The 12470-nt window shown below is 34.5% G+C and carries 12 protein-coding genes; all 12 read right to left on the bottom strand.

Annotation, left to right across the window (positions count from 1 at the left end; genetic code table 11):
- Positions 1–43: 43 nt before the first annotated feature.
- The 12 genes from MPET_RS07065 to MPET_RS07010 all read right to left on the bottom strand — a co-directional run bounded on the left by MPET_RS07065 (position 44) and on the right by MPET_RS07010 (position 11517).
- A complete protein-coding gene (locus MPET_RS07065; RefSeq protein WP_013329329.1) occupies positions 44–1165 on the bottom strand; it encodes a DegT/DnrJ/EryC1/StrS family aminotransferase in 1122 nt (373 codons plus the stop codon).
- Complete coding sequence (locus MPET_RS07060; protein ID WP_013329328.1) at positions 1162–1875, bottom strand: nucleotidyltransferase family protein; 714 nt, start codon at positions 1873–1875, stop codon at positions 1162–1164. The genes MPET_RS07065 and MPET_RS07060 overlap by 4 nt, the downstream gene beginning before the upstream one ends.
- Positions 1876–1886: 11 nt before the next feature.
- Complete coding sequence (locus MPET_RS07055) at positions 1887–2885, bottom strand: GHMP family kinase ATP-binding protein (RefSeq protein WP_013329327.1); 999 nt, start codon at positions 2883–2885, stop codon at positions 1887–1889.
- 91 nt (positions 2886–2976) lie between these two features.
- Positions 2977–4449 (bottom strand): B12-binding domain-containing radical SAM protein, encoded by a 1473-nt coding sequence (locus tag MPET_RS07050; RefSeq protein WP_013329326.1) that lies wholly within the window; start codon positions 4447–4449, stop codon positions 2977–2979.
- Between the two features lie 9 nt (positions 4450–4458).
- Positions 4459–5391: an NAD-dependent epimerase/dehydratase family protein gene (locus MPET_RS07045; RefSeq protein WP_013329325.1), complete on the bottom strand. Its 933-nt coding sequence runs from the start codon at positions 5389–5391 to the stop codon at positions 4459–4461.
- Position 5392: 1 nt separating this feature from the next.
- Positions 5393–6355: a transketolase family protein gene (locus tag MPET_RS07040; protein WP_013329324.1), complete on the bottom strand. Its 963-nt coding sequence runs from the start codon at positions 6353–6355 to the stop codon at positions 5393–5395.
- A complete protein-coding gene (locus MPET_RS07035; RefSeq protein ID WP_013329323.1) occupies positions 6352–7185 on the bottom strand; it encodes a transketolase in 834 nt (277 codons plus the stop codon). Before MPET_RS07035 ends, MPET_RS07040 begins: the two co-directional genes overlap by 4 nt.
- 1 nt (position 7186) lies before the next feature.
- On the bottom strand, positions 7187–8137 hold the full coding sequence (locus tag MPET_RS07030; RefSeq protein WP_048131042.1) for a GDP-L-fucose synthase family protein: 951 nt from the start codon (positions 8135–8137) through the stop codon (positions 7187–7189).
- Positions 8138–8148: 11 nt separating this feature from the next.
- Positions 8149–8793 (bottom strand): fructose-6-phosphate aldolase, encoded by a 645-nt coding sequence (fsa, locus tag MPET_RS07025; protein WP_013329321.1) that lies wholly within the window; start codon positions 8791–8793, stop codon positions 8149–8151.
- Positions 8790–9725, bottom strand: coding sequence for a transketolase family protein (locus tag MPET_RS07020; protein ID WP_013329320.1), 936 nt, complete (start codon positions 9723–9725; stop codon positions 8790–8792). Before MPET_RS07020 ends, fsa begins: the two co-directional genes overlap by 4 nt.
- Positions 9722–10543 (bottom strand): transketolase, encoded by an 822-nt coding sequence (locus MPET_RS07015; protein WP_013329319.1) that lies wholly within the window; start codon positions 10541–10543, stop codon positions 9722–9724. The genes MPET_RS07020 and MPET_RS07015 overlap by 4 nt, the downstream gene beginning before the upstream one ends.
- Positions 10540–11517, bottom strand: a complete 978-nt coding sequence (locus tag MPET_RS07010) for a bifunctional heptose 7-phosphate kinase/heptose 1-phosphate adenyltransferase (RefSeq protein WP_013329318.1) — start codon at positions 11515–11517, stop codon at positions 10540–10542. Before MPET_RS07010 ends, MPET_RS07015 begins: the two co-directional genes overlap by 4 nt.
- Positions 11518–12470: the final 953 nt, after the last annotated feature.

Genomic DNA, 12470 nt, shown 5'->3' with positions numbered 1-12470 from the left:
CCATTAATGGTTTAATTTAGCTCAACCAGTTAATAAATAAAGGTTATTTATTAAAATATTTGATTAATGTATCGCTGATGAATACCAGATCATCATCGGATAAATATTGATGCATACCAAAATGCAACCCGTTTTGCCCGATATATTCTGAAACCGGGAAGTCCCCGAATTTATAATTCAAGAATTTATAAACTGTGTGCTGAGTAGGTAGGCTTCCAAAAAGTGTTTTGCACTGAATACCATTCGATTCCAAGTATTTATAGAGTTGATCGCGATCAGACTTTTCATCTTTTAGCACCAATGGAAATGCATGTGGACTAATTTTCTCATAATCTTCCTCTTTAATGAAGTAAAAATATTCAGAAAGTTCCTTTGTCAAATCAAGTAGTCTATATAAGTTGTTCTTTCGTGTAGTAAAAAATCCTTTGAAAGTCTCTATTCCTTCAAGTCCAAGTGCTGCTTCAAGATCATTCATTTTTGAATTGTAACCAACTCTTTGGAAATCAAAGTATAAATTACCAACAGGACGACCATGCGACTTTACGGATCTTACAACATCAGCAATCTTCTCATCATTGGTTGCAACCATTCCTCCTTCTCCACAAATGATCTGATGAGCTGTGTAAAAGCTGAATGCACCCATATCTCCGATTGTACCTACGACTTTCCCCTTATACGTTGCACCATGTGCCTCACAGGCATCTTCAATTACCTTTAGATTGTGTTTTTGTGCAATTTTTAATATAGTATCCATCTCGCAGGGTTTTCCCATAGTATGGACTACCATTATTGCCCTTGTTTTTTCTGTGATTGCTTCTTCAATCTTCAATGGATCAATGTTCAGTGTCTCAAGTTCAACATCGACAAATTTTGGAATAAAGCCGGCAGCCAAAATTGAATTTGCTGCTGCTACAAAGCATAAAGAAGGAACAATGATCTCATCACCGCGATTTGCTCCGAAATCATATAAGGATGAACAGGCAACAATATCGGCATCTGTACCTGAACTGGTTGCAATAGCATATTTGTATCCAAATAACTCAGCAAATTCTTTTTCGAATTGTTTTACATTATCTCCTTCTGAAACCCAGTTTTTATCAATGGCCTTCTGTAAATATTTCTTTGCTGTATCTCCAATAACTAAATCGCCAAAATTGATTCTCATTTTTTATCACCAATTATTGAGACTGCCTTATTATATCTTTCAGGAGTTCCAATATCTATTAACTCATTTTTGATTATATAACCATAACATCTTTTATTTACTAACTTCGGAAATAAGTCATATTCCAAAGAAAAAATTTCTTCTTTTGGCATATATGAAAAAATTTCTTTTTGCATAACATATATGCCGGCATTAATGAAGGATTCTTCATTGGAATTAATTTTTTCTTCAAAGTTTGTTATTATTTGAGATTGATCCATCGTTACATTCCCATAATCTGTTTTATCAGATGAATGAGTCAGTGCCATTGTCATAACTGCTTTTTTATTAATATGAAATTGAAGTAATTGCTTAAAATCTGGGTTGCATATTGAATCTCCATTCATTACAATGAAAGTATCACTTTCAATTGCAGGTACTGCTTTTTTTAATGCTCCCCCTGTTCCAAGTGGAATATCTTCAGCAGAGAATTTTAAATTATAATCCTTTTCATATTCAAAATGTTTTATGATTTGCTCTTTTTGGTAACCTACGCACAACGTAATATTTTTAAATTTATATTTTAAGATAGAATCAATCAAAATATCTATAAATGTTTTTTCACCAAAATTTGCAAGAGCTTTTGGGCGATCAGATACAGCAGATCTTAACCTTGTTCCCAATCCCCCGCAAAGAATAACAACATCAATATTTTCGGGATTTGCGATCATTTGCTAAACCACTAATAATTATTTGATGGAACATAATATATTATCTGACTACCCAGTGTGTCAAATTTAAATGGTACATGTAATAAATCTTTTAATTCTTCTTTTACAAATTGCTGCTTCTCCGGTTCTACAAAAAATAGTATAAATCCCCCTCCTCCGGCTCCGAGCAATTTCCCGCCCAATGCACCTGCGTGTAAGGCTTTTTCGTAGATTCGATCAACCTGTGGAGTAGAGATCTTATCTGTTAAACTTCGCTTAATCATCCAGCTTTCATTTAACAGTCTGCCAAAATCAGAAATATCAGAGTCACTGTTGTTAAGGATTCCTATAGCTTCATCGACCATCTCTAACATTCTATTCAATTCACTGGCTCGATCTGGTGTTTTTTTAATTTGTTCACCGGCAATTTCGGAAGCGGTTCTTGAAAAACCGGTGAAAAAAAGCATCAGATGATCCTGGAGATTTTTAGATTTTTTTGCTCCTATTGTTATTGGCTGGACTTGTATCCCTTGTTCTCCGCCAAATTCTATTTTATTAAAACCTCCAAAAGCGGCACTTGTTTGATCTTGAGAACCAACATTTTCTTTAATCAGATCTTGTTCAACGTGAATTGCGTCGAGGGCAAGTTGTCTCTTAGTTACCATTTTACCCTTCATTGCATACATTGCATTGATCAATCCTACAGTAAATGAAGAACTTGACCCTAAACCTGAACGGGCAGGCAGGTCTGCATCATGATGAATTTCAAGTCCTTGATCTAGGTTCATGAAATTAAAACATTCCCTTATTGAAGGATGCTTAATTTCAGATATTGTATTTGCCTGTTCCGTTTTAGAATAAACACAACGGTATTTGTAATCATAAAACGGGGGAAGACGACGAATGTTTATATAACAATACTTATCGATAGAAGTAGCTAAAACAGCGCCGCCGTTTTCTTTATACCATACTGGATAATCTGTTCCCCCTCCAAAAAAGGATATTCGAAATGGTGTGCGACTGATAATCATTAAATTAAAAATATGTTACTAATATTAATTGAAATTATTGGAATTTAATCGATTAAAAATGATTTGAAGGATTCATAAATATTAAGGTATTTCATGCATATTTTCTCTTTATTTTATGCTCAAGCATTTTTTTTATGTGTTCTTCAACTTCTATTCCAAATTTTTCTCGAATCATTTTCAGGTATTTAGGATTAGATAGATAATTATCAAATGCATAATCTCTGAAGCGTAATACTTCCGCTGATGAAAGGTATTTCGTTGGCAGAGGTAATGTTTCTTCACCGTATTGAGCAAAACCGTGCCATTTATCCGGGAGTTTTATTCCGTTTTGAATTGCTTCGAAATATAATTTAGAGCCCGGATAAGCCATTGCAGTATAGAAATTTATATATTCAAGATTTAATTCTTTGGCTAAATCCAATGTTTCTTGCATAGTTTGATTATTATCATCTGGAAGTCCAAAGATAAAATTTCCCATAATAAAAATTCCTGCTTTTTGAGCAATTTCAATTGCTTTTTCAATTTTATTTTGATCAAATCGTTTTGTTACACCATCTCTTACATCTTTGCTTGCAGATTCAATTCCAAAAGCCAGCCAGTTGATTCCTGCAGATTTCATTTTATTTGCAAGCGATTCATTTATTGTATCAACTCTGGCGTATGCCCATATATTAAGATTATATTCACGATCAATAATTAAATCACATAATTTTTTTACGCGTTTTTCATTTAAGACAAACAATTCATCAATTATTTTTAAGTTCTCTATTTGATATTTTTTGACTAGGAAGTCAATTTCTTCAATAACTTTTTCTGGACTGCGAAACCTGATTCCTGGTTTTCCATATAATGCATGAATATTGCAATAATTACAATTAAATGGACAGCCTAAACTTGTATAAATAACTGCATAATGTCCTCTTTTATTTAAATTACTAAAGCAATGCCAATTATGTGCTCTGTAAATATCCATGGGGAGAAGATCCCAGGCAACAAATGGTAATTCATCAAGATTCTGAATTGGTTCAGCTGGAGGATTTGATAGGACTGATCCTTTCTTTTTATACCATAGGCCATTTACTATGAAGTCTTCACTTTCATTATCTGTGCGAAGAATTTTGAGAAGTTGAAGTACTGTTTCAAATCCTTCTCCCTGACAAACGAAATCAACTTCTTCTTCAGTGAGAGTTCTTTCCGGAAGAGCAGAAGGGTGAAGGCCTCCCAAAAGTGTCTTTATATTAGGATTTTCCTGTTTTAGTGCCTTTAATGTTTCACCTGCAGCCGTCATTTTTGGTGTTGAAGAAGCCGAGGGATTGGATCCCAGAGCAATAATTCCAGCGAGAATTGGTTTTAGGTCTGCAATTCTTTTTGCAGTTTCATGAGGAGATAGGTTTTCTGCTTCTGCATCAAGAATTCTTACAGAATATCCATTTTCTCGTATAAAACCTGCAAGTAATCCACACCAGAGGGGGGGTTCAATTCCTGAAAGGGAATCGCCCAATTTACCATATACCTGATTCCGAGCTCCAGGATTGATTAATAACAAATCCAATTTTTCTGTCATAAGACTATATTACACATTCGCATATTGGTTTCTTTTTATAATCTGGTAACCTTTAATTAATTCAGTAATTGAATATTTCAATGAATAATCCGGAACAAATCCGGTTTTTTCAATCTTCTCATTGCTAACAATATAATCACGCTTGTCAGGATCTTCTCCTATTTTTCCCTCTACAAAATAAAAATTAGGCAATTGCTTCTGGATCGCTTCACAAAGTTCCCATTTGCTCAAGTTAGCTTCACTTAATCCTACGTTGTACGGCTCTCCCTTCATTGTTTCGAAATTCTCCAGACAATGAATGAAAGCCTTGGCAACATCTCTGACATGGATATAATTTCGCTTAAAATGGGGTTCAAACAACACTAAAAATCCGTCATTTACTGCACGATATGTAAAGTCATTCACAAGCAGGTCAAGCCGCATTCTAGGACTTGTTCCCATAACAGTAGCAAGGCGTAAAGTGATTGAATTCCCCGATTCGAGAACAAGTTTTTCAATATCGACTTTTAAACGACCGTATAGAGAGATTGGATTTAGGGGAGTGTCTTCAGTACAAAATATTCCTTCCTGACCAATTCCATATCCGCTATTTGTTGTTGGAAATATAATTTTTTGGTCAGGTTTGCGCATATCAAGTATCATTTTTATTGCATCAAAATTGATTGTCTGGGCCCCGATAGGATCTTTCGAGCATAAGGGTGCACCTGTGAGACATGCAAGAGGGAATATCGCATCAACATTTGCCATACATTTTGAAATCAGGGATTTATCTCTTACATCTCCTCTGATAATTGTTAAGTTTTTATCATTACAGCAATCAAGCAATGATTGTTGATTGTACATAAAATTGTCAACCACAATTACTTCGTGCCCATTTCTAAGTAATGTTGGCACTAATACCGATCCGATATACCCGGCTCCTCCAGTAACTAAAATTTTCATGTTAATTCTCCTCAAGTAATTTTAAAACTATTTTATTAATGCTTTCCTCATCAAGATTATTTAATCTGTGCAGGTAATCACGACTGCCAATATCGAATACAAATTCGTCTTTAAACCCTATCCGAGATATATTGATACAGTAATTCCTGCATTCCAAAATATTAGAGATCATACTATCAAGGCCTCCTTTATTGATGAATGCCTCTTCTAAGGTAATTATATGTGAATATCTTTTGATTGCATTAAAAAATAATTCCTCATTAAATGGCTTTAAGATGTATACATCAATTAAACCTACTGAAATATCTTGTTCTGCTAATTTTTTTATCACATTTAATGCTTTTTGGGTCATTATTCCTGTGGAGATTATGCATATTTTATCCCCTTCAAATAATTCACTAAAGCCATTCTCAAAATTGATAGACTCAGTGTTATTATAAATCTGTGAAACAGGTTTCCCATCAAACCGGAGATACTTCGGTTTTTTAACATATATAGAATAATCAATAAATTTTTGAGCCAATAACCAGTCACTTGGTGAAAAAAGAACTATGTTTGGGAGAGTTCTTATAATAGAAATATCCTCAAGGCAATGATGGGTAGGTCCTGATACATCATAACTTAAACCTGCACCCACACCTATTAAATTGACATTTATATCTTTTAACTGGGCATGAAGAGAAAGGTTAATTCTTATTTGTTCATATGCACGCATTGTTAAAAAGGGTGCTATTGCATATGCATAAACTGTAAATCCCTCCAGAGCAAGACCCGTTGCAACATTAATCAGATTTTGTTCGGCAATTCCTACATTGATGAACCTATCCGGAAAATCTTCACGTATGGCATCAAGTTTTGGAGAACCAAAGTCTGCGCATAAAAAAAAGATATTTTCATCTGTAAGCATCCGTTCATGGATCCCTTCTAAAAATACATCTCTGGTAACTTTAATTTCTCCGGTCACTCAAATCCCTCGAGTAATTTATCAATTTCTTGTGGTTTCAGACTTTTTATATGGCATAGAGAGTCATTTTCGAGACCTGGAACTCCTTTGCCTTTGATAGTATTTGCAATTAATAATTTTGGTTTATTATTCCTTTCATTTTTAAGTGCAATGAGTGAATTATAAACATGATTGATATCATGTCCATCAACAGTTTTTACTTCCCATTTAAATGATTCAAATTTGGTTCCGTAGGGCTCAAGATCCATGATTTTATCACAATAATCTAGCATAGAAATGCGGTTTTTATCAAGGATCAGTATCAAATTATCTAATTTGTGCTCTCCGGCGAACATAATTGCTTCCCAGACTGAACCTTCATATAGTTCTCCGTCTCCTACCAGTACAAAAACATTTTCAGAAGCTCTTTTTTTCTTTAATGCCAAAGCAATACCGCAGGCAACTCCCAATCCATGCCCGAGAGACCCGTTAATAGTTTCAAATCCGGGTATTATTGAATCAGGAATTCCCCCTAAAAATGTTCCCTCTCTGCAAACTTTTTTAAGTTCGCTTTTATCAAAAAATCCCAGATCTGCTAATATAGGATAGAGTGAGATTGCACCATGACCTTTACTAATAATAAAACGATCTCTTTTATTATCCTGGAGATCTTCCGGGTTATATTTCAAGATCTTTCCGTAATATAAGGCCACAAATATTTCAAGACAGGACAAAGAAGATGCAATTCTGGTTTCTGGTGCAATTTTATGAATTTTTAGGGTTTCTTTTCTTACACACTTGGATTTTGAATTTAAGAAATTAAAAAATTCTTCAGATTGTTCAAATAGCATTTCAATACCCTTTATTGTTTATGTTCTGGAGATACCAATCATAGGTATTTTTTATTCCATCTCTGATTTCAACTCTTGGTTCCCATCCAAGATTTAAAAATTCAGTAATATCTAATAATTTCTGTTTAACACCATCCGGTTTTGTAGTATCCCATTTAATTTGCCCGTTATAACCGATGATTTCAGAAATGATCTCTGCAAGCTCTTTAATAGAATAATCAACTCCTGTGCCAATATTATAATGCCTGTTTTGAAGAATTTCAGAATTTTTCATTGCAAATATGGATGCATTAGCAACATCCTCGCAGTAAATAAATTCTCGCCTAGGATTCCCGCTTCCCCATAGTGTAATATCTTGGTCATTGTTATTTTTTGCATCGTGAATTTTTCTTATAAGAGCAGATAGTACATGAGAATTTTCAAGATCAAAATTATCATTTGGTCCATACATGGAATTAGGCAACAGAGCAATAAAACGATTTGAATTGTATTGCCTGTTATATGTACGACATCCAATTACACCTGCTGTTTTTGCAATAGCATATCCTTCACTGGTTTCTTCTATTATTCCAGATTGTAGATAATCTTCTTTAATAGGTTGTGAGCATTCTTTTGGGTAAATGCAAGATGAAGCATAAAAAACTAAATTTTTCACATCATATTTTACAGCTGCCTGAAATACGTTATCCTGAATAGCAATGTTAGTATGCAGAAATGTGGCAGGATAGGTTTTATTTGCTAAAATTCCCCCTGTTAAACCAGCTGCAAGAAAGACATATTCAGGTGTTTCATTTTTGAAAAAATCATCTACTGCATTTTGATTGGTTAAATCCAATTGATCATGATTTTTAAAGATAATATTCGTGTAGCCTTCCGAATGTAGTTTTTTTATCAATGCAGAGCCCAAAAGTCCTTTGTGCCCTGCAACATAAATGTTTGATTCTTTATCCATTGTCATACCCGTTATTTTTGTGTTTTATTCCAGTCTTTTAAGAAACTATTGAGCCCGCTGTCTGTTAAAGGATGTTTAAACATCTTTTCTATTACGCCAAATGGAATTGTAGCAACATGTGCTCCGGCTTTTGCTGACTCCACAACATGCAAAGGATGCCTGATGCTGGCTACAATGATTTCGTTTTTTAAGTCATACTGGCTAAAAATTTCTCTTAAATCCCGAATTATCTGTAAACCATCTTGTCCTATATCATCTAATCTTCCAATAAATGGACTTACATAATTTGCTCCTGCTTTGGCAGCCATTAGCGCCTGATTAACCGAGAATATCAGCGTAGCATTCGTTTTGATGCCTTTATTATGTAATATTTTTATAGCTTTCAATCCTTCAGGAATCATTGGTATTTTTACCACAATGTTTTCTGACCATTGTGATATATCCAGTGCTTCTTTTACCATTCCTTCTGTATCGGTACTAATAACTTCTACACTTATAGGTCCGTTTACAATACCAAGAATCTCTTCAATAAGAGCCCGGAAGTCTTTTTCTTCTTTTGCCACCAAAGAAGGATTCGTTGTTACACCGTCAATGATTCCCCAGTCATTAGCAATCCTTATCTCATCAATATTTGCAGTATCAATAAAAAATTTCATTTCTTTTCACCAAGTAAAATTTTAGCACTCTTTACAATTTCAGACGCATTTAAACCAAACTTATTTATTAAATGCTCATACACTCCCGATTCTCCAAATCTATCCTTTATTCCGATTATCCTCATAGGAACAGGATAACTTTCTGCGAGAATTTCGGCAATGGCTCCACCGAGACCACCATATCTGCTATGTTCTTCAATTGTAACGACACGACCAGTATCTTTTGCTGCTTTTATAATTGTATCATTATCTAATGGTTTCAATGTATGTACATTCAGGATTTGTGCATTTATTCCCTCTTTTTTCAGCACTTCTGATGCTTTTATTGCCTCTGTAACCATGGTCCCGGTTGCAATCACAGTAACATCTGTCCCTTCTTTTATTTGTACTGCCTTACCAAACTCAAATTCATAATCGATGTCATAAATTGGTTGTGTAGCAATCCGATTCAATCTGATATATGAAGGGCCTTTTCGATAAGCTTCAGCAAGGATTAATTTTTTAGCTTCAATTTCATCTGCCGGACACAGAACAGACATGTTTGGTATTACCCTCATAATGGCAATATCTTCAAAACACTGATGAGATGCGCCATCGGGAGCATTTGTCATACCAGAATGACTGGCTAATATTTTGACATTCAGGTTGTCATGAGATATAGTATTTCTAATCTGCTCCCACGCCCTGTTAATGAACATAGCATAAGAACCTACAAAAACTGTTTTCCTAGCTATAGCCAGACCAGCAGCTGTTCCAACTAAATTTTGTTCGGCACATCCTACATTGAGAAATCTTTGAGGATATCTTTCTGCAAATTTTTTTGTCTGTGTTGATACGGAAAGATCAGCGTCAAGTACAAAAATATCTTTTTCTGTTTCTCCAAGCTCAGTCAAAGCATTTCCACAGGCCTCTCGGGTTGATAAATAGCTCATTTTAATTCCTCTAAAGCCATATTCATCTCTGTTTCGTTAGGGGCCTTACCATGGAATGAATTAACCCATTCCATAAAAGAAACGCCTTTTCCTTTAAATGTATATGCAATTATCACTGTGGGTTTACCTGTTAAGCATTTTGCTTCTTTAAAGGCATTTATTATCTGTGACATATCATTCCCGTCAATTTCAATTATATTCCATCCAAAGGATTCCCATTTTCTTGCAAATGGCTCAAGACACATAACTTTTTCAGTCTGACCGTCAATTTGAAGGCCATTACGATCGACAATTGCAATAATATTATCTAGTTTATAATGTGCAGAGAGCATAGCTGCTTCCCAAATCTGACCCTCGTCACATTCACCATCTCCTAATAAAACATAGATTTTTGAATTTTTATTGTCATATTTTGCAGCAATAGATAGGCCATTAGCAATTGAGAGACCCTGACCAAGTGAGCCTCCGGAAACCTCCACTCCAGGTATTTTGCAATCGGGATGGCCTTGAAGAAAACCGTTATTTTTTCTTAATGATTCTAATTCATTGATAGAAAAATATCCACATTCTGCCAATGTTGAGTACAAAGCAGGTGCTGCATGGCCTTTCGATAATATAAATCTGTCCTGATTTTCTAATTTAACATCAGGACTATGGTTCATTACATGAAAATATAATGCTACTAAAAGGTCTGTGCATGAGAGAGACCCTCCCGTATGCCCTGAACCGGCACTATTTAATATTTTTATGACATGCCTGCGAATTAGATTCGCTTTATCTTCTAATTTTTTTAAATCTTCTGATGTAATTTCTGTCATGAGATCTGCTCTAATAATTCATCTTTTGTAATTGTATGCACTCCTTTTTTCTTAAAAGCAACATTTGCTGCTGCATTTACAATTGTTGCTGCATTTTGTAAATCCAGACCGCTTGCTAAAGACAGAGCCATAACACCAGTTAAAACGTCACTTACACCTGTTATATCATTTGCCTCAATCGGATTAATAAAGTGATTTTTTACATCATTATTTTTATCAAATAACGTAATTCCCTTTTTACCACGAATAATTAGAACGCCCCTGCAATCGAGATGGGTTAACAACCATTGACCTACATTTCGGACACTTGTTTCATTTATTGCTTTTATGCCAACCGCTTCTGATGCATAAGATAGATCAGTAATAATTATAGAGATATTTTTATAAGAGCATAATTTTTCTGCTTTTGAATTTACAATGATTGGTATGTTATATAATTGTGCTAATGATACTATTCCAGACAGTAATTGCTGTGATATAAATCCTTTATTATAATCAGATATTAAAATTGCATTGAAATCATTAATCCTTTGTTTAATATAATTTAATACACACTCTGTTGTTTTATTATCGATAGGATTTCGAATTTCTTTATCTATTCTTACTATTTGGTGACCGTTACCGATAACTCTGGTTTTCAGTATCGTAGGTCTATCATCAGATATTATAATTCCTTTAGTATCAATGCCTTTTTCCATTAGCATGTCTAACAACATTTTTCCAGAATCATCTTTTCCAATAATCCCTATTGCTTCAACAGATCCTCCCAGACTTTTTATATTATTTATCGCATTTGCAGCTCCTCCCAATTTATACTGCTCATATTCTACATCAACAACAGGTACAGGTGCTTCTGGGGATATACGTGTTACACTCCCCTCTAAATATTGGTCAATCATTAAGTCCCCAATAGCAAGAATATTAACCCTATTAAAGTTTTCAATTATATTGTTTATATTTGAAATCACTATCACCTTATTATATCTCTCTCTTTTTAGATTACAATTATTAATTAATATCTAATTAGATAAAATTGGGCCTTATAGAAATTTTCTAAACAAACTTTCATAAAGCAGTTGAATTGTAAAAAATGCTAATACCAAAATGCTAAAATGAGGATTTCTATATAGCGACGATTAAACAAAACCCGTTTAAATATAAACGTAGATTATAAATGATATTCTGGCGAAAAAATGCAAGAATCCTATAAATAAAAATCTAAATAAATTCCTGTAACCTTTCTCAGATAATCATAAAAAAATAAAACGAAGAGACATGAACGAAAACCCGGCCCCCCAAGTTAAAAGAAAACTCCCCGTAGGAGACTGCATCGAAGAGATCAGAGCCCGAATCAACACCTGAGAAGTCCGATCCCTGCGTCAGGTAAATCCGGAACTTTTTTCAGATATGATCCTTACCCAAAAAACGATAATTCGGGCTTATTTCAGCTTTTAATCCGCTGCTTTGAAAACACTTTTGAAATAACGAAAATATGCCTGTTCCACAGGGATTAAAGCATGGATTGTAGAGATATGGCGGCACGTTATAGCCTCCTTTTTTTTCTGACGATGTTTGTCGACTAAAGGTGAGATCGTGGAATCTGGGGCTTCTGTGAGGATTAGAAAAATCGTAATTTGGCCATATTTTGAGCATTATTTAAGTTTTATTTTATGTTTTACGAATCCTGGTTTCTCTTGGATGTAAATTCAATTTATTGAGAACGGGATGAATTAACATCGCTGTCCTGTCAGGTCCGATAATCAATTCAGCCTTCAGACCACTTTTCACATAATCCGGATGAAACCTGTTCAGCGATATGGATCCAAAAGGAATCTCTCCCCGGCCCATTATGCAGCCTCTTCCTCCCGTATAATTTCCAGGAAATAGGGCCAGAAAGTTATCAATAAGAAAATAAAATCTAATTTAT

Origin of the sequence: Methanolacinia petrolearia DSM 11571, from assembly GCF_000147875.1 — an archaeon.
Classification (GTDB): Archaea; Halobacteriota; Methanomicrobia; order Methanomicrobiales; family Methanomicrobiaceae; genus Methanolacinia; species Methanolacinia petrolearia.
The sequence above is the reverse complement of the archived record's forward strand: the minus strand, read 5'-3'. Positions and strand labels throughout refer to the sequence as shown.